Genomic DNA, 19,866 nt, shown 5'->3' with positions numbered 1-19,866 from the left:
TCTCCGTGCCGACCCGTCCCGCGACCCCCTGGAACGCACCCGAGCTGATGGGTTTCCTCGGCGTTCGGCGCGGCCACCTCGCGATCGGCGCAGCGCTCGCGAGCTTCCTCTTCATCGGCTCCTACGACGTCCAGGCCTCGGCGGCGCAGCTCGCGCCCGTCGAGCAGGAGGAGGTCGTCGTCCCCGGCGCGCAGGAGCTGCAGGTCAGCTCGCAGGCGCAGGCGCAGTCCATCGAGCGGGACGCGATCGACGTCGAGTCGTACACGCCGGTCATGTGGCCGCTCGACCCGACGACGAAGATCTCGAGCTACTTCGGCTTCCGATCCTGCGCCGGCTGCTCGAGCGACCACCAGGGCGTCGACTACAACCCCGGGTTCGGGCACCCGATCGTCGCGATCGCGGACGGCGTGGTCTCCGAGACCGGCAACCCCTCCGGCGCCCTGGGGGTGCACGTCACGGTCGAGCACCGCATCGAGGGCTCGGCCCAGACGGTCAAGAGCGTCTACGCGCACATGGAGCTCGGCTCCATGAACCTCGCCATCGGCGACCGCGTCGAGCGCGGCCAGCTGCTCGGGCTCGTCGGCAACACCGGCATGAGCACCGGCCCGCACCTCCACTTCGGCATCCTCCTCGACGACGAGGCGGTCGAGCCCCTCGGCTGGATGCGCGCCAACGTCACCGAGCCCTGGGTCGACGCCGGTTAGGGTTCCCCCATGGACGCCTCCCCGCCCACGATCTCCATCGTGATCCCGGCGTGGAACGAGGAGGCGCAGATCCGCGACTGCGTGCTCGCCGCGCTCGACCAGACGGTCCCCGCGCACGAGGTGATCGTCGTCGACAACCGCTCCACCGACCGCACGGCCGCGATCGTCGAGGAGCTGCAGCGCCAGTTCCCCGACGCGCCGCTCGTGCTCATGCGCCAGGACGAGGCGCAGGGGCTCGTCCCCACGCGGGACGCCGGCCTCGATCAGGCGGGCGGGCTGGTCCTCGGCCGCATCGACGCCGACACGGTGCTCGAGCCGGGCTGGGTCGAGCAGGTCGGCCGCATCTTCGCCGACCCGGCCGTCGCCGCGTCCACGGGGCCGATGATCTACTACGACATGCCCCTGCGGCGGTGGGGCCTGCGCGCCGACGACGCGATCCGGCGCGCCGTGCTCTCGCTCGCGAGCGAGTACCACTTCCTCTTCGGGAGCAACATGGCCATTCGCCGCAGCGCCTGGAGGGACATCCGCGAGCACGTCTGCCGCGACGAGGCTGACGAGTTCCACGAGGACATCGACCTCTCCATCCACCTCTTCGAGCGCGGGCACCGCGTCGTCTACGACTCCGCGATGGTCGCGGGGATGTCGGCCCGCCGACTCGATGACACCCCCCGCCGCTACTACGACTACGTGGGCCGCTGGGAGCGCACCTACGCGGCCCACGCGATCCGGAATCCGGTGCTGCGGGCGCCCATGGTCGTCTTCTCGGCGATCTACCCGCTGCTCAAGGGCGCCCGCTGGAGCTACGAGCGCCGGATCTCGCTGGGACGCCGCGCGCGCTAGACTCGGACCGAACACGGGAGTCCGGTATGCCGGGCTGAGAGGAAGCGACCGAAGCTTCGACCGTCGAACCTGATCCGGATCATGCCGGCGCAGGGAGGCTGAACATCTCGTACCCGTGCCGCTTTCCACGAGAGAAAGGGCACGTCCAGTGCACGCACCCACCGAATCCACCGCATCCCACGAGTCGGTCGATCCCGCCCGCCCGGGCGGCCTGGAGTCCCGCCTCGGCTGGCGGGTCGTCGACATCGTCGTCGCCGCCGTCCTCGGCGTCGCCATGGGCCTCGTCTTCTGGGTCTGGAACACGATCGGCTACGCCTGGTTCGAGGCGGCCGACGCGCTCACCCCCGGCTTCGGCGGCACGGCCGTCGGCGTCTGGCTGCTCGGCGGCGTCGTCGGCGGGCTCGTCATCCGCAAGCCCGGGGCCGCCCTGCTCGTCGAGCTCGTCGGCGCGACCGTCTCGGCGCTCATCGGCAACGTCTGGGGTCCGACCACGATCATGTCGGGCCTCGCGCAGGGGCTCGGAGCCGAGGCGGTCTTCGCGGCCTTCGGCTACCGCCGCTTCGGCATCCCCACCGCCGCGCTCGCGGGCGCGGGCGCGGGCGTCGGCGCGTGGCTGCTCGAGTTCTTCCTGTTCGGCAACATCGCGAAGACGGTCGCGTTCAACGCCATCTACCTCTCGACGGTCGTGCTCTCCGGCGTCGTGCTCGCCGGCATCCTCGGCTGGCTGCTCGTGCGCGCGGTCGCCGCGACGGGCGCGCTCGGACGCTTCGCGGTCGGCCGCGAGGCGCGGCGGGAGGTCTAGACGATGCCGCGCGCCGCATCCGTCTCCGCCCGCGGCTGGGGCTGGCGCCATGCCGGCCGCCGCCGCTGGGCGGTGCGGGATGCGGCGCTCGAGATCGCGCCCGGCGAGCGGGTCCTGCTGCTCGGCGCCTCCGGCTCGGGCAAGTCGACGCTCCTCGCCGGGATGGCGGGGCTCCTCGGCGGCGCGGACGAGGGGGAGTCGGCGGGTCGGCTCCTCGTCGACGACGCCGAGCCGGCATCCCAGCGCGGCCGCATCGGGCTCGTCCTCCAGGACCCGGACTCGCAGGCGGTCCTGGCCCGGGTGGGCGACGACGTCGCCTTCGGCTGCGAGAACCTCGGCGTGCCCGCCGACGAGATCCCGGGGCGGGTGCGCGCGGCGCTCGAGGCGGTCGGGCTCGACGTCCCCGCCTCGCACCCGACCGCCGAGCTCTCGGGCGGGCAGAAGCAGCGGCTCGCGCTCGCGGGCGTGCTCGCGATGCGCCCCGGCCTCCTGCTCCTCGACGAGCCCACCGCGAACCTCGACCCCGAGGGGGTCCGGGAGGTGCGCGAGGCCGTCGGCCGCGCGGTCGCCGACGGCACCACGCTCGTCGTCGTCGAGCACCGCACGGCCGTCTGGTCGGGGCTCATGACGCGGGTGGTGGTGCTGGACGCCGCGGGCGGGATCCTCGCGGACGGCGCACCCGAGGAGGTCTTCGGGGGCGCGGGCGCCGCGCTCGCGGCGGCGGGCGTGTGGGTGCCGGGGGCGCCGCTCGAGCTGCCGGCCGCGCCGGCCCCCGTCACGGCGTCCGCCGGCGAGGAGCCCGTGCTCGCGGCGCGCGTGCTCGCGGTGGGGCGCGCGCGGCGGGCCGTCCGCACCGGGCTCGACCTCGACATCCCCGCGGCCGCCTCGACGGTCGTGACGGGGCCGAACGGCTCGGGCAAGTCGACGCTCGCGCTCACCCTCGCGGGGCTGCTCCCCGAGGTCGCGGGGGAGGTGCGCGCCGCCACCGCGATCGCCGGGCGGCTCGGCCCGCGTCCGCTGCGCTGGCGCTCCCGCGAGCTGCTCACCCGCATCGGCACCGTCTTCCAGGAGCCCGAGCACCAGTTCCTCGCGCAGACGCTCCGCGAGGAGCTCGCGGTCGGGCCCCGTCGGCTCGGCTGGAGCCCCGCCCAGGTCGCCGCGCGGACGGATGAGCTGCTCGAGCGGCTCGGCCTCGCCGAGCTCGCCGAGGCGAACCCCTTCACGCTCTCCGGCGGCCAGAAGCGCCGGCTCAGCGTCGCGACCGTGCTCGCGAGCCGGCCGGCCGTCATGGTGCTCGACGAGCCCACCTTCGGGCAGGATCGCGTCAGCTGGATCGAGCTCGTGCGGCTCCTCCAGGAGGAGCTCGCCCGCGGGACCGCGCTCGTCTCGGTCACGCACGACGAGGGCGTGGTCGAGCACCTCGGCACGCACCTGATCCGACTCGGCCAGCTGGGCGAGGCCGTGCCCGCGGCGGCGCGCGACGGGCGGGCCGCATGACCGCCACGATCCAGCCGCCCGCCCGGGATGCGGTGTCGGCCCCGGCGCGCCGGGCCCCGCTCGAGCGCGTCAACCCGGCGACGCGCATCCTCATGACCGCGATCCTCGCCCTGCCGCTCTTCGCCAGCATCGACTGGGTGAGCTCGGCCGTCGCCGTCGCGCTCATGCTCGCCGCGATCCCGCTCTCGGGCCTCCCGCTCGCTCTCGTCGCGCGCCGTCTCGCGCCGATCGCGGCCTTCGCGCCGATCGCGGGCGTGAGCATGCTGCTCTACGCCGAGCCCGGCGGCCGCATCCACCTCTCGTTCTGGTTCGCGACGATCAGCGATGACTCCATCGCGCTCGCGATCGCGGTGACGCTCCGAGTGCTGGCGCTCGGCATCCCCACGATCCTGCTCTTCTCGCGCCTGGACGCGACCGAGCTCGCCGACGCGCTCACGCAGGTCTGGCGGATGCCGGACCGGCTCGTGTTCGGCGTGCTCGCGGGCGCGCGGATGCTCGGGCTCTTCCTCGACGACTGGCGCAGCATGGAGCTCGCGCGTCGAGCCCGGGGGGTCGGCGACGCCGGGCGGCTCCGGCGGGCCGCGACCATGGCCTTCGTGCTGCTCGTGTTCGCGGTGCGCCGCGGCACGAAGCTCGCGACCGCGATGGAGGCACGCGGGTTCGGCGCTCCGGGCCCGCGGTCGCGCTCGCGCCGCTCCCGGGTCGGCGCCGCCGACCCGCTCGCGATCCTCGGCTCCTGTCTCGTCATGGCCCTCGCGCTCGGCGCGGCGGTCGCGGCCGGCACGTTCCAGTTCATCTGGTCGTGAGCGGGTCGCGGATGGTCGTCCTCGTGGACGGCGGATCGGGTGCCGGGAAGACCCGGCTCGCGACCGGGCTCGCGGCGGGGATGGGGGCGCAGCTCGTCAGCCTCGACATGTTCTATCCGGGCTGGGACGGGCTCGAGGCCGGCTCGCGACACGTGCACGAGGCGGTGCTGGATCCGGCGGTCGCGGCCTGGCGCCGCTGGGACTGGCTCGCCCAGGCTCCCGCGGAGTGGCATCCGGTCGACCCCGCTCGACCTCTCGTGGTCGAGGGATGCGGGGCCCTCAGCGTCGTGAACCGCTCGCTCGTCTCGCTCGCGATCTGGATCGAGCTCGACGAGCCGACGCGTCGTGCTCGGGCGCTCGCCCGCGATGGCGAGGCCTACGCGCCGCACTGGGAGCGCTGGGCGGCGCAGGAGCGCGCCTTCTGGGCGCGGGAGCGGCCGCGGGAGCTGGCCGACATCGTGATCGACGGCGCGCTGCTCGGGCCGGAGGATCCTCGCCCGCCGGCGATCGCGCGCGGCTAGGCCCAGCCCAGCCGGTGCAGCTCCTCGTCGTCGATGCCGTAGAAGTGGGCGATCTCGTGCACGAGGGTCACGTGGATCTCGTCGCGGAGGTGGTCGAGGTCCTCGGCGAGGGCGAGCAGCGGCTCGCGGTACAGGATGATGCGGTCCGGCAGCTCGCCGAAGCCGTAGCGGTCGCGCTCGGTGAGCGCGGTGCCCTCGTAGAGCCCGAGCAGGTCGAGCGAGCCGTCCTCCGGTCGCGGCTCCGTCACGAAGACGACGTTGTCGAGGCCGTCGACCATGTCGTCGGGCAGCTCGTCGAGCTCGGCGACGACGTGCCGCTCGAACTCCTCCTCGCTCATCTCGAGGGCCATCAGCGCGCCTCCAGCTCGTCGACCGCATCCACGAGCGTCCACTGGACCTCGCCGAGCCACTGGTAGAGCGCGGCCGCCGGGCCGTCCTCCGGCTCATCGCCGTCCTGCAGGATGCCGAGCCGGCTCGCGAGGGCGAGGCGCGCATCGGTGATGGTCCGGAGCCAGCGCTCGGCGTCGGCGAGGTCGAGGTCGATGCGGGTGGGTCGGCTCGAGACCGTGCTGCTGCCGAGCTCCTCGAGCAGTCGGGTCGCGGCGGCGGCCTTGCGCCCCGCGAGCTCCTGCTGGCTGTACCGGCGGAACTCGGCGCTCGCCTCCGCGTCGTCCGGGTAGGCCTCGGGGAGGATGCGGCGCAGCGCCGGATCGGCGGCGGTCGCCGGGTGCTCGGCGTGCCCCATGAGCTCGGCGAGCTGCGCGGCGAGGCTGCCGAGCACGCCCGCCTCGCCGGCCTCGAAGAGCACGGCGATGCGATCGGACTCGACCTGGATGCGCGTCACGAGCCCGCCTTCCCGACGGTCGCCCACAGGCCGAACTCGTGCATCGCCTCCACGTGGCGCTCCATCTCCTCGCGCGGCCCCGTCGCGACGACGGCCCTGCCGTCGTGGTGCACCTGGAGCATGAGCCGCTGCGCCTCCTCCGGGCTGAAGCCGAAGTAGCGGCGGAAGACGCGCGCGACATAGTTCATGAGGTTGACCGGGTCGTTCCAGACGACGGTCGTCCAGGGCGTGTCGAAGCGGGTCGCATCCTCGTGCTGGACGGCCTCGTCCTGCTGGACGGACGAGTGCAGCGGGGCGGTCCCGACGAGCAGAACGCCGCCTCCGGCATCGGATCCCTCCGGTGCCGTGGCGGCGTTCATCATGGGGTGGATGACGGGACTTGAACCCGCGGCCACCGGCACCACAAGCCAGTGCTCTACCAACTGAGCTACACCCACCATGTTGTGGTCTGAAAGACGCAACCGGACGATTCTACGACATCCGCGGCGCCCAGTCGGACACGATCTCGGCGGAGGCCGTCTTGGCCTCCTCCGAGCTCGGTCCGGGCTGCGGCACGAAGACCGCCTTGCGGTAGTACGCGAGCTCGCGGATGGATTCGAGGATGTCGGCGAGCGCCCGGTGCCCGCCGTGCTTCTCGGGGCTCTGGAAATAGGCGCGGGGGAACCAGCGGCGCGAGAGCTCCTTGATGCTCGAGACGTCGATCGAGCGGTAGTGCAGGTGCTGGTCGATGCGCGGCATGTACTTGGCGAGGAACATCCGGTCGGTGCCGATCGTGTTGCCCGCGAGGGGCGCCGTGCCGTGCTCGGGCGCGAAGCGGAGGATGTACTCGAGCACCTGGTACTCGGCGTCGGCGAGGCTGACGCCGTTCGGGATCTCCTCGAGGAGCCCGCTCGTCCGGTGCATGTCGGTCACGAACTCGCCCATGTTGTCGAGCGCCGACTGATCGGGCTTGATCACGATCGAGAATCCGGGGTCGAGCGGCTCCAGCTCGGAGTCGGTGACGACGACCGCGACCTCGACGAGCTCGTCGACGCCGACGTCGAGGCCGGTCATCTCGCAGTCGATCCAGACGAGGACATCGGGGCGGGTGCTCACCCGTCCACCCTAGTCAGGCGGCGTCGCCGACGCCGATCGCCTCCGCCTCCACGCGCGCGGGCTCGGGGCCGCGGCCGTCGACGCGGGCGAGCGCGCGCCGGCCCGCGAGCACGACGACGGTCGCGACCGCGACCGAGCCGGCACCCGCGAGGAACGGCACCGCATCGCTCCCGCTGAGGGCGGCGAGGAGCGCCATGAGCGGCGGGGCGACCGCGCCGCCGATGAAGCGGACGGCCGAGTAGGCGGAGCTGGCGACGCTCCTCGGCAGCTCGGTCGCCTCCATCACGGCCTCGGTGAGGACGGTGTTGAGGACGCCGAGCACGAGCCCGCCGACGACCACGCAGACGATGAGCGCGGCGGCGCTCGAGGTGAGGAGCCCGGCGGCGACGAGGTCGAGCGCGAGCACGGGGAGCGCGAGGCCGAGCACGGTCGTGCGGCGCAGACGCGCGGTGAGCAGCGGCGCGACCCAGACGCTCGTCACCGCGACGGCGACGCCCCAGCCGAAGAAGGTGAGGCCGAGATCGAGCGCGGAGAAGTCCTCCGGGAGCGCGAAGGGCGTCCAGGCGAGGAGCGTGAAGAAGCCGATGTTGTAGAAGAGCGCGGTCGCGGCGAGGACCGCGAGCGCGGGGATGCGCAGCGCGCGCAGCGGGGCGGAGAGCCGGGTCGGCTGCCGGGCGGCGCGATCGTCCGCCCCGAGGAGCACCGCGATGGCGATGAACGCGATCGCCATGAGCACCGCGACGCCGAAGAAGGGCCCGCGCCAGCTCAGCGAGCCGAGGAGGCCGCCGAGCAGGGGGCCGATCGCGATGCCGAGCCCGAGCGCCGCCTCGTAGAGCACGATCGCGGCGGAGCTGCCGCCCGAGGCCGCGCCGACGATGCTCGCGAGCGCCGTCGAGATGAAGAGGGCGTTGCCGAGCCCCCAGCCGGCGCGGAAGCCGATCACGGCATCCACGCTCCCGGAGAGCGCGGCCGCGAGCGCGAAGACGACGATGAGGGCGAGGCCGATCATGAGCGTCGCACGGGCGCCGATGCGGCTCGAGATGAAGCTCGTGACGAGCATCGCGAGGCCGGTGACGAGCAGGTAGCTCGTGAAGAGCAGCTCGGTCTCGGTCTCGCTCGCGCGGAGCTCCTTCGCGATGGCGGGGAGGATCGGATCGACGAGGCCGATGCCCATGAACGCGACGACGCAGGCGAACGCGACCGCCCACACCTGCTTCGGCTGGCGGAGGATGCGGGTGCCGGTCCCGGCGTGCGCGCTCACGAGGCGAGCGCCCGGCTGCCGATGCGCGACTCGAGCAGCTCGGCCGCGCGCGCGAGCAGCGCCCACTCCTCGGCGTCGAGCCCCTGGAAGTCCTGCTGCATCTGCTCGGCGAGGGTCTGCCGCCACTCGGCGAGCTGTCGCGAGCCCTTCGCGGTGACGCGGATCAGCCAGGCGCGGGAGTCCTCGGTGTCGGCGATGCGGAGCACGAGCTCCTCCTCGACCATGCCGGCGAGCAGTCGCGTCATGCCGGGCTGCGTGACGCGGCTCGCCTTCGCGAGCTCGCCGATCCGCATCGGCCCCTCGGCCTCGAGGATCGCGAGGGTGCGCCAGGTGGCGGAGGGGATCGTCGAGCCGGTGCGCTGTGCGGCGATGCGCACGAGCCGGTGCGACGACACGAGGAGGGATTCGAGGATGTCGTTCCGGGTCATGCCCCAATTATATACCTGAGATATATAACGTGCTGAAGCATCTGCCCGCTAGGGTCGGAGCGTGACCGTCGCCATCGCCGTGCTCCTCTTCCTCAACGCCGCCTTCAACGTCGTGACGTGGCCCCGCTTCCTCAAGCGCGTGATCCAGGACCCCCGCGCCCGCGACGAGCACGGCAGGGCGACGACCTTCCTCACGGTGCACATCGTGCTCGTCGTCATCGCGCTCGTCCTCGCGGTCGCCTCGGCGATCCTCGGCGTCGCGCTCCTCGCGGGCGTCGCCTGATCGGGAATCTCCGCGCACCCGCGGCGGTTCCCCCCGCCATGCGCGTCGAGCTCTACACCTCCGCCTTCTGCGAGCCGTGCATGCGCACGCGCGCCGTGCTCGCCGAGGCCGCGCGGCTCGTGCCGCGGGCGGAGATCGTCGAGCTCGACGTCGTGCGGCATGCCGAGGCCGCCGAGGTCGAGGGCATCCGCTCCACCCCGACCGTCGTCGTCCGCGACGACGGCGGAGCGCGCGTCTTCCGCGCGGAGGGCATCCCGACGCTCGACCAGGTGTTGACGGCGCTCGCGCGCGCGGTCTGAGCCCCCCCGGAGAGATTCGAACTCCCGACCAGCCGGGTAGAAACCGGATGCTCTATCCACTGAGCTACGGGGGGATGCGGGCGCTCACAGTCTAGGCGGCGGGGCCCGCATCCCCCGGTCTCAGTACTTGGCCGACTGACCGCCGTCGATCGGGATCACGGCCGCGTTGATGAAGGTCGACTCGTCGCTGAGGAGGAAGGCGACGAGGCTGCCGATCTCCTCGGGGCGCCCGTAGCGCTTCATGGGGTTCGCCTGCACGAACTGCTCGGCCGCCTTCTCCGGGTTCTGCGGGTCGATCTGGCGCATCGAGCCCTCGACCATGGGCGTCCAGATGGCGCCGGGGGCGATCGCGTTGATGCGCACGCCGTGCTGGCCGTACTCGACGGCGGAGTTGCGGGTGAGGCCGACGACGCCGTGCTTCGCGGCCGCGTAGCCGGACTGGTTCCCGACGCCGCGGATGCCGCCGACGGACGCGGTGTTCACGACGGAGCCAGAGCCCTGCTCGCGCATGACGGCGAGGACGTGCTTGAGCCCGAGGAAGACGCCCGAGAGGTTGATCGAGAGGACGCGCGCGAACTCCTCGCTCCCGTACTCCTCGGTTGCGCCCTGCTTGCCCTCGATGCCCGCGTTGTTGAAGAAGCCGTCGACCCGGCCGAAGCGCTCGAGCGTCGCGGCGACGTAGCCGGCGACCTGCGCCTCGTCGGCGACGTCGGCGACGTGCGTGAGGATCTCGGCATCCGGAGCCGCCGCCTGCACGGCCTCGACGGTCGCGGCGAGGCCGGCCTCCGAGACGTCGACGAGGGCGAGGCGCGCGCCCTCCTTCGCGACGTGGACCGCGGTGGCGCGGCCGAGGCCGGACCCGCCGCCGGTGATGAGGATGACGTGCTGCTCGAATCGCGACATCGAGGACTCCTTCGCTGATGGGTGGCGGCGCGTCCCGCCGTCGCCTCCATTCAACTATCCGACAGGTGTCGTCGCTGGCCGGGGTCGTGGATGACCGCCGGAGACGCGAGGTTTCCCAGCCTGCGCTCAGGCGTATACGTTTGAGGCATGCTCCCCTTCATCATCGTCGGCGCGGTCGGACTCGCGGTGGTGCTGCTCTCCCTCTTCGTCGGCGAGCTCTTCGACCTCCTCGACGGCGCGATCTCGGCCACCGGCCTCGGCAGCGCCTTCACCGTCTTCGGCGCCGCCGGCGCCATCTCCACCGCGAACGGGCTCCCCGGCTGGGCCGCCTACGTCATCGCGATCGGGGTCGGCATCCTCGTCCTCGTCGGCGTGCAGCTGCTCATCCGCAGCTTCCGCCGGTCCGAGGACGGCGCCCCGAGCTCGCCCCTCGGCCTGTACGGCACCGCCCGCACGAGCATCTCGACCTCCTCGGGCGAGGTCAGCCTCGACGGCCCCGGCGAGATCGAGACCCGCCTCGCCTTCGCGGATGCCCGCATCGAGACCGGCACGCGGATCCGCGTCGTCGAGATGCAGGGCTCGCGCGTCAAGGTCGAGCCCGCCGACGCAGCGTCCTCCTCCGTGTCCGCGGCCCCCGAGCCCACGACCGACCCGACCACCTGAGACAACCGAGAGGCACCCTCCGCATGGACTTCCTCAGCACCAACATCACGGTCATCGCCGTGATCGCGCTGATCATCGTCGCGCTCGCGATCGTCGGCTTCGTCGCCGGCCGCATCAAGCGCGTCCCGCCGAACCAGGCGCTCGTCATCGTCGGCCGCGGGGCCGGCGGCAAGGTCGCCGAGGCCGACACCGGCCAGCGCGTCGTCATCGGCGGCCGCGTCTTCATCTGGCCGATCCTCCAGCAGGGCTTCCCGGTCTCGCTCGAGCAGCGTCAGATCGGCATCGTCGTCGAGGGCGTCGACCAGAACTTCATCAAGCTCGCGATCCAGGCGAGCGTCAACTTCAAGGTCTCCGGCACCGCCGAGGGCGTGCGCCGCGCCGCCCAGCGATTCCTCTCGCAGCAGAACTCGCTGACCCAGATCATCCAGCAGTCCCTCGAGGGCTCCCTCCGCTCCATCATCGGCAACATGCCGATCAAGGAGATCATCTCGAACCGCAACGCGCTGTCCGAGGCGGTCGTCGAGGCGACGAAGGTCGACCTCGCCGAGCAGGGCCTCCAGGTCGACCTGCTCAACATCTCGGACATCTCGACGCCCGGCACGAGCTACCTCGCCGACCTCGGTCGCGCCGAGGCCGCGATCGCGAAGCAGAACGCGGAGGTCAAGGAGGCCGAGTCCGCTCGCGCGTCCGAGTTCGCCCGCATCGAGGCCGCCGAGCAGATCGCGGAGCGTCAGAAGGCGCTCAGCCTCAAGCAGGCCGGCATCAAGGCCGAGACCGACCGGGCGAACGCCGAGGCGGAGGCCGCGGGTCAGCTCGCGAAGGCCGGCCAGGACCGGCTCGTCGCGACCCAGGAGCGCGAGGCCGTCGCCGAGCAGGCGAAGGTCGAGCAGGAGCGTCTCGACATCGAGGTCCGCAAGCCCGCCGAGGCGAGCGCCTACGCGACGGTCCAGAAGGCGAACGCGGAGCGCGACGCGGCGAACGCGGCGACCGAGGCGGACGCCTTCAAGCGCAAGACGATCGCCGAGGCGAACAAGGTCGCGGCCGTGCAGGACGCGCAGGCGGCCGCCGAGGCCGTGCGGCTCGCGGGTGTCGCGGAGCGCGACAAGCAGGTCGCGCTCGCCGAGGGCATCCGGGCCGAGGGCGAGGCGCGCGCCGCCGCGACCGCGGCCGAGGGTCTCGCGGAGGCCCAGGCGACCGACGCCAAGGCGGAGGCGCTGAAGAAGTACGGCGACGCCGCGCTCGCGTCCGAGATCATCGGTCGCCTGCCGGACATCACGCGCGCCGTGGCGGAGCCGCTGTCGAACATCGGCAACCTCACCGTCGTCTCGACGGACGGCGCCTCCGCCGTCACGAAGACGGTCGGCCAGGTGGCGAGCGAGGTGCCCCAGGTGGTCAAGAGCCTCACTGGACTCGACCTCTCGGCACTGCTCGGTGCGGCTGCCGGCACGGCCCTGGGCGGCGGCTCGGCCTCGGCCGACGGCGGCTCGGGTCGGAAGTCCCGCACCTCGGTCGCCGAGCGCCTCGACCCGGGCGCCGAGTAGCCCCCGCCCGGCTCGCACGTCGAGACCGCCGACTCCTCCGGGAGGCGGGGGTCTCGTCGCATCCGGGATGCGGTCGCTCGACTGCGGCCCGCGTCCCGCGGTCCCATGCCGCGTCGGGAGGGGATCCGGGCGACACGCCGTCCGTGAGGTCTCGACACGCCGCAGAACCCCGGAATCCCCTCCGCACGAGCGGGTGCAGAGGCGGGGGAGCGGGAGCGGAGCGCGCGGCCTAGCGGCTCGCGGTGGGGGCCGAGCTCGGGGTGTCGGCGGGAGCGGGCATGGCGGCCGTCGGGGTCTCGTGGGCCGCATCCGCGCTCTGGCCGGTCTGCGAGGTGAACTGCTCCTCGGCCCAGCGCTGCTGCTCGACCACGACCGGGTCGACACCGCTCTGGTCCTCGTAGCGCCAGCGCTCGAGGTCGGCGGAGAACAGCTTCTTCGCGCGCGACGGCTTGTGCAGCCACTCGACGAGGCGGTCGCGGTACTCCGCGAGGCTCTGATCGGCCTGGAAGCTGTAGCTCACCGAGTTGACGCGCATGCCGGCGAGCTCGTGCGCGGCCCAGTCGGCGGCGAGGTTCGCGCCGCCGAGGGGGAGGAGCCGGACCTGGATGTCGGCCGCGCTCGCGAGCGCCTCGTGGTGCTCGCGTGCCGCGGGCGGCTGGCTGTGCCACCGCGCGGCGGTGTGCCCGACGGCGATGAGCGCCGCGACCGCCGAGGCGCGGGTCTCGCGGTCGCGCTGGGCGACGAGACGGCGGATGCCGGCCTTGCCGATGAGGGAGGCCACGATGCCGGCCACGAGGACGGCGAGGAAGGGCACGATCGCGCCGTAGACGACGAGCTGCCCGTCCTCCGAGAAGAACCAGTCGACGAATCCGTTCCAGAGCTCCATGCCGGAACGATAACCCCGGGTCGCGCGTGTGCCGGGGTCCGGCTCGCGGGAGCGCCCGATTCCGCTCGACGAACCCGTCGAGCCGTCCGACGCTAGACGTCGAGCAGCAGCTCGACGGCGTCGTCGGCCGTCCACACCTCGCCGAGCATGCGGAAGCTCGCATCCTGGGGCCGCATCCGCTTCGCGAGGTAGCGCACGGCGCCCGCCCGCTCGATCGGCTCGATGTAGCCGAGGACGGCGCCGTCGAGCCGTGTCACGCGCCAGAGCCCCGAGTGGAGGCGGCGGGCGCGGAGCCCGTGCCGGGCTCGCGGCCCCTGGCCGAGCAGGTCGACCGGGAGGCCGAGGGGGTGCGAGGCCGTGCGCCCCGCTGCGGTGGTGCGCTGCGATTCCGTCTTCATGTCGTGCTCCTTCCGAACCCCGGCCCGTTCTCTGCTGTCGCGATCGACGCTAGGCGCGACCACCGACACCGCCGGCGTTCGAGCCCGGCGAGGTGAGACCGGCGAGGTCAGGGCGCAGCACGGATCGAGGGCCGGGTCCGGGATGCGCGCGCCGAGGGCGTCGCGCCGCCTAGCGGCCCCGCCCCTCGAGCCCGTCCACCGCATGCGGCTCGATCGCCGCGAGCTCCGCGTCGTCGAGCGCCGGGGCGTCGAGGGCGCGCAGGGTGTGCTCGAGCTGGCGGACGCTCGAGGCGCCGACGAGCGCGCTCGTCACCTGCGGGTGCCGCAGCACCCACGAGATCGCGAGCTGCGCGAGGCTCTGCTCGCGCCCCCGGGCGATCGCCTCGAGCGCGCGGGCGTGCTCGAGGTACTCGTCCGTGATGTTCCGCTCGCTGATCCAGCGGCCCTCGGCGGCGCGGGAGCCCTCGGGGATGCCGTCGAGGTACCGGCTCGTGAGCATCCCCTGCGCGAGCGGCGAGAACACGATCGCGCCCGCCCCGAGCTCCTCGAGGACGGGGAGGAGTCCCCGCTCGAGCCGCCGGTCGAGCATGTTGTAGCGCGGCTGGTGGATCGTGAGGGGCACGCCCTCGGCGCGGAGCGCGGCGGCGGCGGCGCGCGTCTGCTCGGGGTCGTAGTTCGAGATGCCGGCGTAGATCGCCTTGCCCTGCCGGACGGCCGTCGCGAGGGCGCCCATGGTCTCCTCGATCGGCGTCTCGGGGTCGGGGCGGTGCGAGTAGAAGATGTCGACGTGGTCGAGGCCGAGGCGCCCGAGCGACTGGTCGAGGCTCGCGAGCAGGTGCTTGCGCGAGCCGAGATCGCCGTAGGGGCCGGGCCACATGTCGAAGCCGGCCTTCGTCGAGATGACGAGCTCGTCGCGGTAGGGGCCGAGATCCTCGGCGAGGATGCGGCCGAAGGTGCGCTCGGCGCTGCCGGGCGGCGGCCCGTAGTTGTTCGCGAGGTCGAAGTGGGTGATGCCGAGGTCGAAGGCGCGGAGCGCGATCGCCCGCTGCTCGGCGAAGGCCCGGTCGGCGCCGAAGTTGTTCCAGAGCCCGAGGGAGATGCGGGGGAGCCGGAGGCCGCTGCGCCCGCTGCGCGCGTACTCGAGGCGCTCGTACCGGGTCTCGTCGGCGAGATGCGTCATGTCGGAAGCCTAGGCGCGAGCCGGGAACAGGCGCAGAGCGGGCGGTGTTCCCTCCAGCGTCCCCTGAAGAGAAAGTAGGGTTCCCACCATGCGCACATTCGTCCTCGCCGGGGGCTGCTTCTGGTGTCTCGATGCGGTCTACCGCACGCTCGAGGGCGTGCAGGACGTCGTCTCGGGCTACACGGGCGGCTCGATGCCCGAGCCCGACTACGAGACCGTCTGCACGGGCGCGACCGGTCACGCGGAGGCCGTCGCCGTCACCTTCGACGAGACGATCATCCCCGCCTCCGTCATCCTCGACGTGTTCTTCACCCTCCACGACCCGCGTCAGCTCAACCGCCAGGGCGCGGACGTCGGCACGCAGTACCGCTCCGCCATGTTCTACGAGGGCGAGGAGCAGCGCGAGGAGTTCGAGGCCGCGATCGCGCGCGCGTCGGAGATCTGGGATGGCGGCATCGTCACGACGCTCGAGCCGCTCGGCCGCTGGTGGCCCGCGGAGGACTACCACCAGGACTTCTTCGCGAAGAACCCCGGCCAGGGGTACTGCCTCGCGGTCGCCCTGCCGAAGGTGAACAAGGTCCGCAAGAGCTTCGCCTCCTACGTCAAGGCCGCCTGACCGATTGCTCCGAGACGCGAGTCCGGTCTCGCGCGACGCGGGCACCGGGCGTAGCGTCAGCGACATCCACACGGAGAGGAGTTCGATGATGAGCGACGACACCGTCACCGAGGCCCGCTGGGTGGCCTTCGGGCCCGCAGGAGCGGTTGGCTCGATCCACCGCGGAGGCGAGGGCTACACGGTCCGCCTCCTCGACGACGAGAGCGAGCGGGGCGTCTATCCGAGCCTCGAGTCGGCGAAGGGCGCGCTCCACGCCGCCATGAAGCCCGGCTCCGCCTGGCCGGAGTTCCGCGAGCACTGATCGGCCTCGTCGGCCGCATCCCTCCTCAACAGGGCGGGGATGCGGTCGGCTCTCCACGATCGGCCCTCCTCCGCCTCGCGCGGCGTGCCGTCGCGAGCAGACTCCTCGTGCGCCCGACCGCATCGGCCCGGCGCCCGAGCGAGAAGGAGATCCCATGGCCGACACCATCACCCTCACGGGCGTCGTCGCGACGCCGCCGCGCCACGTCGAGACCGGCGAGCGGCTGCACATCACGAGCTTCCGGCTCGCGTCGACCCAGCGGCGCTTCGACCGCGCGCAGCAGAAGTGGGTCGACGGCGACACGAACTGGTACACCGTGACCGCGTTCCGGCAGCTCGCCGTGAACGCGGCGGCCTCGATCGAGAAGGGGCAGCGGGTCGTGGTGAGCGGCCGGCTCCGCATCCGCGACTGGACGGCGGGGGAGCGCAGCGGGACGAACATCGAGATCGACGCCGAGATGCTCGGCCACGACCTCGCCTGGGGCACCTCGCGCTTCACGAGGACGAGCGGGGCGGGGGATGCGGCGGCCGGCCAGGCCGCGCAGGCCGACCCCGGCGCGATGCCGGACGCCGCGCCCGCGCCCGCCGCGGAACAGTGGGCGACCCCGGGCTCGGGGCAGTCGGCGGAGACGTCGGCGGAGCCCGCGCCGGAGCTCCTCGAGACGCCGTTCTGAGCGCGGCCGGCGGCGCGGGCGCGCCTAGACTCGGGTCGTGCCGAACCCGATCGCCGAGCGACCCGCGCTGCGCCGCGTGCGGGGCTCGGGCCGCGCGCGCAGTGCGCTCGCGGCGGCGGCGATCGCGATGGCCGGCGTGCTCGCGCTCGCGGGCTGCGTTCCGCAGCCGGAGCCCGAGGAGCCGCGGCCCGCGCCGACGGCGAGCGGCGACGCGAGTCCGGAGCCGGACCCCGCCTTCGATCCCGCGGGCGGCGCCGCCGGCAACAAGGCCTACTTCGACGTCGTCAACGAGCGCACCCTGCGCGCCGACTCGGGCGCCCGCGCGGCCGACTTCGCGGAGGCGCTCGCCGACGCCGGCTTCGACCCGAAGGGCATGGAGTTCACCGCCGACCGCACGAGCGTCGATCTGGCGGCCGACAGCATCCAGTTCTCGGTCCTCGTCGGCGACGGCTGCCTCGTCGGGCAGTCGGGTCCCTTCGGCTACCGCAGCATCGTCGCCGAGCCGCTCGAGACGACGGGGCGCTGCCTCGTGGGCTCGGCCCGCACCCCCGACTGATCCCGCGCGCCAGGCGCCCGCTCGGCGTCCTGCGCGGGCCCGCCGCGCAAATAGACTGGGACCATGGCCGAATTCATCTACACCATGATCCGCGCCCGCAAGTCGGTCGGCGAGAAGCTCATCCTGGACGACGTCACGATGTCCTTCTACCCCGGGGCGAAGATCGGCATGGTCGGCCCCAACGGCGCGGGCAAGTCGACGATCCTCAAGATCATGGCGGGCCTCGACCAGCCCTCCAACGGCGAGGCGCGACTCAGCGACGGGTACACGGTCGGCATCCTCATGCAGGAGCCCGAGCTCGACGAGACGAAGACCGTGCTCGAGAACATCCAGGAGGGCGTCGCGATCAAGGCGAAGCTCGACCGCTTCAACGAGATCTCGGCCCTCATGGCCGACCCCGACGCCGACTTCGACGCGCTGCTCGCGGAGATGGGCAAGCTCCAGGAGGAGATCGACGCGGCCGACGCCTGGGACCTCGACTCCCAGCTCGAGCAGGCGATGGACGCGCTCCGCACCCCGCCGGGCGACGCCGCCATCCCGCAGCTCTCCGGCGGTGAGAAGCGCCGCGTGGCGCTCGCGCGCCTCCTGCTGCAGAAGCCCGACCTCCTGCTCCTCGACGAGCCCACCAACCACCTCGACGCCGAGAGCGTGCTCTGGCTCGAGCAGCACCTCAGCTCCTACAAGGGCGCCGTCATCGCGATCACCCACGACCGGTACTTCCTCGACAACGTCGCGGAGTGGATCGCCGAGGTCGACCGCGGGCGCCTCTACCCCTACGAGGGCAACTACTCGACCTACCTCGAGAAGAAGGCCGAGCGCCTCGACGTCCAGGGCAAGAAGGACGCGAAGCTCGCGAAGCGCCTCAAGGACGAGCTCGAGTGGGTGCGCTCCAACGCGAAGGGCCGCCAGACCAAGTCGAAGGCGCGACTCGCCCGCTACGAGGAGATGGCGGCGGAGGCCGATCGGACCCGCAAGCTCGACTTCGAGGAGATCCAGATCCCGCCGGGGCCGCGCCTGGGCAGCATCGTGATCGAGGCGAAGCAGCTCGAGAAGGGCTTCGACTCCCGCGGCAAGCTCATCGACGGCCTCTCCTTCACGCTGCCGCCGAACGGCATCGTCGGCGTCATCGGCCCGAACGGCGTCGGCAAGACGACGCTCTTCAACACCATCGTCGGGCTCGAGCCCCTCGACGGCGGCGATCTCAAGGTCGGCGAGACCGTCAAGATCTCCTACGTCGACCAGAGCCGCGCGAACATCGACCCGAACAAGACCCTGTGGGAGGTCGTGAGCGAGGGCCTCGACATCATCACGGTGGGCAAGGTGGAGATCCCGTCGCGCGCCTACGTCTCGAAGTTCGGCTTCAAGGGGCCGGACCAGCAGAAGAAGGCCGGCGTCCTCTCGGGCGGCGAGCGCAACCGCCTCAACCTCGCGCTCACCCTCAAGGAGGGCGGCAACCTGCTCCTCCTCGACGAGCCGACGAACGACCTCGACATCGAGACGCTGTCCTCGCTCGAGAACGCGCTCCTCGACTTCCCGGGGTGCGCCGTCGTCATCACCCACGACCGGTGGTTCCTCGACCGCATCGCGACGCACATCCTCGCCTACGAGGGCACCGAGGAGGACCCGGCGAAGTGGTACTGGTTCGAGGGCAACTTCGAGTCCTACGAGGCGAACAAGATCGACCGGCTCGGGCCGGACGCCGCGAACCCGCACCGCTCGGTGCACCGCCGCCTCACGCGCGACTAGCGCTGAGCGCGCGCATCGCGGCGCGAGCGCACGAAGCAGGGCGGCTCCCCTCGGGGGAGCCGCCCTTCCGCGTCATGCCGGTCAGTCCGCGAGGATGCCCTCGTACGCGTCGCCGTGCTCCGCGATCCAGGCGTCGATCGCCTCGGCCTCGCGGCCCTCGCCGTACTCATTCACGACCATGTCCTCGAGGGCGCCGTAGGCGGCGTCGTCGAGCTTGATGCCCGCGATGTACTCGGCGGCCTCCGGGAACTCGTCCGCGAAGCCGTCCGTGCCGAGGAAGTGCAGCGCCTCCGCGTCGCCCATGGCACCCTTCGGGTCCTCGAGCGTCTTGATGTCGAAGGCCGCATTCGCCCAGAAGGGCTTCCAGAGCGTGACCACGACATCCTCCTGCTTGTCGATCGCGCCCTGCAGCTCGGTGAGCATCGCGGCGGTCGAGGAGGTGACGAGCTCGTAGTCGCCATCGAGGCCGTACTCGGGCATCATCGAGTCCTGCGTGACCCCGGTGAGGCCCGCGCCGGGCTCGATGCCGTAGATCTTGCCGTCGAACATGTCCGCGTTGCCGGCGAGGTCCTCGATCGAGTCGATGTCCGTGTAGGTCGGCACCGCGATCGTGAGGACCGCGTTGTCGTAGTAGGCGCCCAGGTCCTCGATGTCGTCGCCGAACTGCTCCATGTACTTGGCGTGCGTCACCTCGGGCCAGGCCGACGGGTACATGTCCACGTCGCCGTTCGACAGGCCGGCGTAGAGCGGCGCGGCCTCGGTGAGGGTCTCCATCTCGACCGTGTAGCCGAGCTTCTCGAGCTGGTCCTCGAGCAGGTAGGCGGTGCTGAGGCCGTCGGTCCAGCTCGGGATGAAGCCGAGCGTGATGGTGCCGAGGTCGCCCTCGCCGCCGGAGTTCTCCTCGGTGCCCGTCGAGCAGGCGGCCAGGCCGAGCGCGAGCACGGCGGCACCTCCGATCACGGCGGTGCGACGCAGGTGCGCGGTGCGCTTCGTCATGTGCTGTTTCCTCTCTCTGGTGTGTCC

At 72.4% G+C, this 19,866-nt stretch carries 26 protein-coding genes, 2 tRNA genes and 1 riboswitch; of the genes, 15 read left to right on the top strand and 13 right to left on the bottom strand.

The features are described from left to right. The first annotated feature begins 5 nt into the window (after window positions 1–5). The 6 genes from OF852_RS05700 (at window position 6) to OF852_RS05675 (ending at window position 5,170) form a co-directional block, all read left to right on the top strand. On the top strand, window positions 6–704 hold the full coding sequence (locus OF852_RS05700; RefSeq protein ID WP_271120833.1) for a M23 family metallopeptidase: 699 nt from the start codon (window positions 6–8) through the stop codon (window positions 702–704). Window positions 705–713: 9 nt separating this feature from the next. Continuing rightward, on the top strand, window positions 714–1,544 hold the full coding sequence (locus OF852_RS05695; protein WP_271120832.1) for a glycosyltransferase: 831 nt from the start codon (window positions 714–716) through the stop codon (window positions 1,542–1,544). A gap of 3 nt (window positions 1,545–1,547) precedes the next feature. Further along, a riboswitch (TPP riboswitch) is annotated at window positions 1,548–1,657 on the top strand. 35 nt (window positions 1,658–1,692) lie between these two features. Next, on the top strand, window positions 1,693–2,346 hold the full coding sequence (locus tag OF852_RS05690; protein ID WP_442908649.1) for an ECF transporter S component: 654 nt from the start codon (window positions 1,693–1,695) through the stop codon (window positions 2,344–2,346). Window positions 2,347–2,349: 3 nt separating this feature from the next. Then, the gene (locus OF852_RS05685) at window positions 2,350–3,843 is read left to right on the top strand and encodes an ABC transporter ATP-binding protein (RefSeq protein ID WP_271120831.1); all 1,494 of its coding nucleotides are present in this window, start codon (window positions 2,350–2,352) and stop codon (window positions 3,841–3,843) included. Beyond that, window positions 3,840–4,649 carry an energy-coupling factor transporter transmembrane component T family protein gene (locus tag OF852_RS05680; RefSeq protein WP_271120830.1) on the top strand — a complete coding sequence of 270 codons (810 nt, stop codon included), beginning with the start codon at window positions 3,840–3,842 and terminating at the stop codon, window positions 4,647–4,649. Before OF852_RS05685 ends, OF852_RS05680 begins: the two co-directional genes overlap by 4 nt. Beyond that, complete coding sequence (locus OF852_RS05675) at window positions 4,646–5,170, top strand: ATP-binding protein (RefSeq protein WP_271120829.1); 525 nt, start codon at window positions 4,646–4,648, stop codon at window positions 5,168–5,170. The genes OF852_RS05680 and OF852_RS05675 overlap by 4 nt, the downstream gene beginning before the upstream one ends. On the opposite strand, the gene OF852_RS05670 is transcribed toward OF852_RS05675, so the two are convergent. The 7 genes from OF852_RS05670 to OF852_RS05640 all read right to left on the bottom strand — a co-directional run bounded on the left by OF852_RS05670 (window position 5,167) and on the right by OF852_RS05640 (window position 8,798). After that, window positions 5,167–5,520: a metallopeptidase family protein gene (locus OF852_RS05670; RefSeq protein ID WP_271120828.1), complete on the bottom strand. Its 354-nt coding sequence runs from the start codon at window positions 5,518–5,520 to the stop codon at window positions 5,167–5,169. The two genes, OF852_RS05675 and OF852_RS05670, sit on opposite strands and share 4 nt — an antisense overlap. After that, on the bottom strand, window positions 5,520–6,014 hold the full coding sequence (locus OF852_RS05665; RefSeq protein ID WP_271120827.1) for a DUF2017 family protein: 495 nt from the start codon (window positions 6,012–6,014) through the stop codon (window positions 5,520–5,522). The genes OF852_RS05670 and OF852_RS05665 overlap by 1 nt, the downstream gene beginning before the upstream one ends. Further along, window positions 6,011–6,373 (bottom strand): ATP-dependent Clp protease adapter ClpS, encoded by a 363-nt coding sequence (gene clpS / locus OF852_RS05660; RefSeq protein ID WP_271120826.1) that lies wholly within the window; start codon window positions 6,371–6,373, stop codon window positions 6,011–6,013. Before clpS ends, OF852_RS05665 begins: the two co-directional genes overlap by 4 nt. A 2-nt stretch (window positions 6,374–6,375) precedes the next feature. Further along, window positions 6,376–6,451, bottom strand: a tRNA-His gene (locus OF852_RS05655). A gap of 34 nt (window positions 6,452–6,485) precedes the next feature. Further along, window positions 6,486–7,067 carry an oligoribonuclease gene (gene orn / locus OF852_RS05650; RefSeq protein ID WP_271121120.1) on the bottom strand — a complete coding sequence of 194 codons (582 nt, stop codon included), beginning with the start codon at window positions 7,065–7,067 and terminating at the stop codon, window positions 6,486–6,488. 55 nt (window positions 7,068–7,122) lie between these two features. Further along, complete coding sequence (locus OF852_RS05645; RefSeq protein WP_271120825.1) at window positions 7,123–8,370, bottom strand: MFS transporter; 1,248 nt, start codon at window positions 8,368–8,370, stop codon at window positions 7,123–7,125. After that, complete coding sequence (locus tag OF852_RS05640; protein ID WP_271120824.1) at window positions 8,367–8,798, bottom strand: MarR family winged helix-turn-helix transcriptional regulator; 432 nt, start codon at window positions 8,796–8,798, stop codon at window positions 8,367–8,369. Before OF852_RS05640 ends, OF852_RS05645 begins: the two co-directional genes overlap by 4 nt. A 61-nt stretch (window positions 8,799–8,859) precedes the next feature. Between OF852_RS05640 and OF852_RS05635 the strand changes: the two genes are divergently transcribed. After that, on the top strand, window positions 8,860–9,081 hold the full coding sequence (locus tag OF852_RS05635) for an SCO4848 family membrane protein (RefSeq protein ID WP_271120823.1): 222 nt from the start codon (window positions 8,860–8,862) through the stop codon (window positions 9,079–9,081). A gap of 38 nt (window positions 9,082–9,119) precedes the next feature. Then, window positions 9,120–9,380: a thioredoxin family protein gene (locus OF852_RS05630; RefSeq protein ID WP_271120822.1), complete on the top strand. Its 261-nt coding sequence runs from the start codon at window positions 9,120–9,122 to the stop codon at window positions 9,378–9,380. A gap of 1 nt (window position 9,381) precedes the next feature. Here the strand turns inward: OF852_RS05630 and OF852_RS05625 are convergent. Both OF852_RS05625 and OF852_RS05620 read right to left on the bottom strand, forming a co-directional pair. Then, window positions 9,382–9,454: transfer RNA gene (locus OF852_RS05625), tRNA-Arg, on the bottom strand. Between the two features lie 46 nt (window positions 9,455–9,500). Beyond that, a complete protein-coding gene (locus OF852_RS05620; RefSeq protein WP_271120821.1) occupies window positions 9,501–10,283 on the bottom strand; it encodes an SDR family oxidoreductase in 783 nt (260 codons plus the stop codon). Window positions 10,284–10,430: 147 nt separating this feature from the next. Here OF852_RS05620 and OF852_RS05615 point away from each other — a divergent pair, with 147 nt between their 5' ends. Then, on the top strand, window positions 10,431–10,946 hold the full coding sequence (locus tag OF852_RS05615; RefSeq protein ID WP_271120820.1) for an NfeD family protein: 516 nt from the start codon (window positions 10,431–10,433) through the stop codon (window positions 10,944–10,946). A gap of 23 nt (window positions 10,947–10,969) precedes the next feature. Then, window positions 10,970–12,487, top strand: a complete 1,518-nt coding sequence (locus OF852_RS05610; protein WP_271120819.1) for a flotillin family protein — start codon at window positions 10,970–10,972, stop codon at window positions 12,485–12,487. Window positions 12,488–12,716: 229 nt separating this feature from the next. Here OF852_RS05610 and OF852_RS05605 read toward each other — a convergent pair whose 3' ends face one another. The 3 genes from OF852_RS05605 to OF852_RS05595 all read right to left on the bottom strand — a co-directional run bounded on the left by OF852_RS05605 (window position 12,717) and on the right by OF852_RS05595 (window position 14,951). After that, window positions 12,717–13,373: a hypothetical protein gene (locus OF852_RS05605; protein ID WP_271120818.1), complete on the bottom strand. Its 657-nt coding sequence runs from the start codon at window positions 13,371–13,373 to the stop codon at window positions 12,717–12,719. A 92-nt stretch (window positions 13,374–13,465) separates the two neighbouring features. After that, a complete protein-coding gene (locus OF852_RS05600) occupies window positions 13,466–13,771 on the bottom strand; it encodes a hypothetical protein (protein WP_271120817.1) in 306 nt (101 codons plus the stop codon). A gap of 169 nt (window positions 13,772–13,940) precedes the next feature. Continuing rightward, window positions 13,941–14,951, bottom strand: a complete 1,011-nt coding sequence (locus OF852_RS05595) for an aldo/keto reductase (protein WP_271120816.1) — start codon at window positions 14,949–14,951, stop codon at window positions 13,941–13,943. Window positions 14,952–15,039: 88 nt separating this feature from the next. On the opposite strand from OF852_RS05595, the gene msrA reads away from it, so the two are divergent. From msrA to ettA, 5 genes are all read left to right on the top strand, one after another. Further along, window positions 15,040–15,567, top strand: coding sequence for a peptide-methionine (S)-S-oxide reductase MsrA (msrA, locus tag OF852_RS05590; protein ID WP_271120815.1), 528 nt, complete (start codon window positions 15,040–15,042; stop codon window positions 15,565–15,567). A gap of 88 nt (window positions 15,568–15,655) precedes the next feature. Then, a complete protein-coding gene (locus OF852_RS05585; RefSeq protein ID WP_271120814.1) occupies window positions 15,656–15,868 on the top strand; it encodes a methyltransferase in 213 nt (70 codons plus the stop codon). A gap of 154 nt (window positions 15,869–16,022) precedes the next feature. After that, entirely contained in the window at window positions 16,023–16,541 is a 519-nt protein-coding gene (locus OF852_RS05580) for a single-stranded DNA-binding protein (protein WP_271120813.1), read from the top strand. A 37-nt stretch (window positions 16,542–16,578) separates the two neighbouring features. Next, window positions 16,579–17,097: a DUF6993 domain-containing protein gene (locus OF852_RS05575; protein ID WP_271120812.1), complete on the top strand. Its 519-nt coding sequence runs from the start codon at window positions 16,579–16,581 to the stop codon at window positions 17,095–17,097. A 63-nt stretch (window positions 17,098–17,160) separates the two neighbouring features. After that, window positions 17,161–18,843, top strand: coding sequence for an energy-dependent translational throttle protein EttA (gene ettA, locus OF852_RS05570; protein WP_271120811.1), 1,683 nt, complete (start codon window positions 17,161–17,163; stop codon window positions 18,841–18,843). Between the two features lie 81 nt (window positions 18,844–18,924). Here ettA and OF852_RS05565 read toward each other — a convergent pair whose 3' ends face one another. Then, window positions 18,925–19,839 (bottom strand): glycine betaine ABC transporter substrate-binding protein, encoded by a 915-nt coding sequence (locus tag OF852_RS05565; RefSeq protein ID WP_271120810.1) that lies wholly within the window; start codon window positions 19,837–19,839, stop codon window positions 18,925–18,927. Window positions 19,840–19,866: the final 27 nt, after the last annotated feature.

It is taken from the genome of Homoserinibacter sp. YIM 151385 (assembly GCF_027912415.1).
GTDB lineage: Bacteria > Actinomycetota > Actinomycetes > Actinomycetales > Microbacteriaceae > Schumannella.
The sequence above is the reverse complement of the archived record's forward strand: the minus strand, read 5'-3'. Positions and strand labels throughout refer to the sequence as shown.

Bases quoted from the DNA above. Each gene is read 5' to 3' on its own strand.
- OF852_RS05685 (WP_271120831.1), top strand. From the start codon at position 2,350: ATGCCGCGCGCCGCATCCGTCTCCGCCCGCGGCTGGGGCTGGCGCCAT.
- OF852_RS05580 (WP_271120813.1), top strand. From the start codon at position 16,023: ATGGCCGACACCATCACCCTCACGGGCGTCGTCGCGACGCCGCCGCGC.
- OF852_RS05630 (WP_271120822.1), top strand. From the start codon at position 9,120: ATGCGCGTCGAGCTCTACACCTCCGCCTTCTGCGAGCCGTGCATGCGC.
- OF852_RS05595 (WP_271120816.1), bottom strand. From the start codon at position 14,951: ATGACGCATCTCGCCGACGAGACCCGGTACGAGCGCCTCGAGTACGCG.
- OF852_RS05620 (WP_271120821.1), bottom strand. From the start codon at position 10,283: ATGTCGCGATTCGAGCAGCACGTCATCCTCATCACCGGCGGCGGGTCC.
- OF852_RS05600 (WP_271120817.1), bottom strand. From the start codon at position 13,771: ATGAAGACGGAATCGCAGCGCACCACCGCAGCGGGGCGCACGGCCTCG.
- OF852_RS05615 (WP_271120820.1), top strand. From the start codon at position 10,431: ATGCTCCCCTTCATCATCGTCGGCGCGGTCGGACTCGCGGTGGTGCTG.
- clpS (WP_271120826.1), bottom strand. From the start codon at position 6,373: ATGAACGCCGCCACGGCACCGGAGGGATCCGATGCCGGAGGCGGCGTT.
- OF852_RS05565 (WP_271120810.1), bottom strand. From the start codon at position 19,839: ATGACGAAGCGCACCGCGCACCTGCGTCGCACCGCCGTGATCGGAGGT.
- OF852_RS05695 (WP_271120832.1), top strand. From the start codon at position 714: ATGGACGCCTCCCCGCCCACGATCTCCATCGTGATCCCGGCGTGGAAC.
- OF852_RS05680 (WP_271120830.1), top strand. From the start codon at position 3,840: ATGACCGCCACGATCCAGCCGCCCGCCCGGGATGCGGTGTCGGCCCCG.
- OF852_RS05605 (WP_271120818.1), bottom strand. From the start codon at position 13,373: ATGGAGCTCTGGAACGGATTCGTCGACTGGTTCTTCTCGGAGGACGGG.
- OF852_RS05640 (WP_271120824.1), bottom strand. From the start codon at position 8,798: ATGACCCGGAACGACATCCTCGAATCCCTCCTCGTGTCGTCGCACCGG.
- orn (WP_271121120.1), bottom strand. From the start codon at position 7,067: ATGACCGGCCTCGACGTCGGCGTCGACGAGCTCGTCGAGGTCGCGGTC.
- ettA (WP_271120811.1), top strand. From the start codon at position 17,161: ATGGCCGAATTCATCTACACCATGATCCGCGCCCGCAAGTCGGTCGGC.
- OF852_RS05610 (WP_271120819.1), top strand. From the start codon at position 10,970: ATGGACTTCCTCAGCACCAACATCACGGTCATCGCCGTGATCGCGCTG.
- OF852_RS05670 (WP_271120828.1), bottom strand. From the start codon at position 5,520: ATGGCCCTCGAGATGAGCGAGGAGGAGTTCGAGCGGCACGTCGTCGCC.
- msrA (WP_271120815.1), top strand. From the start codon at position 15,040: ATGCGCACATTCGTCCTCGCCGGGGGCTGCTTCTGGTGTCTCGATGCG.
- OF852_RS05585 (WP_271120814.1), top strand. From the start codon at position 15,656: ATGAGCGACGACACCGTCACCGAGGCCCGCTGGGTGGCCTTCGGGCCC.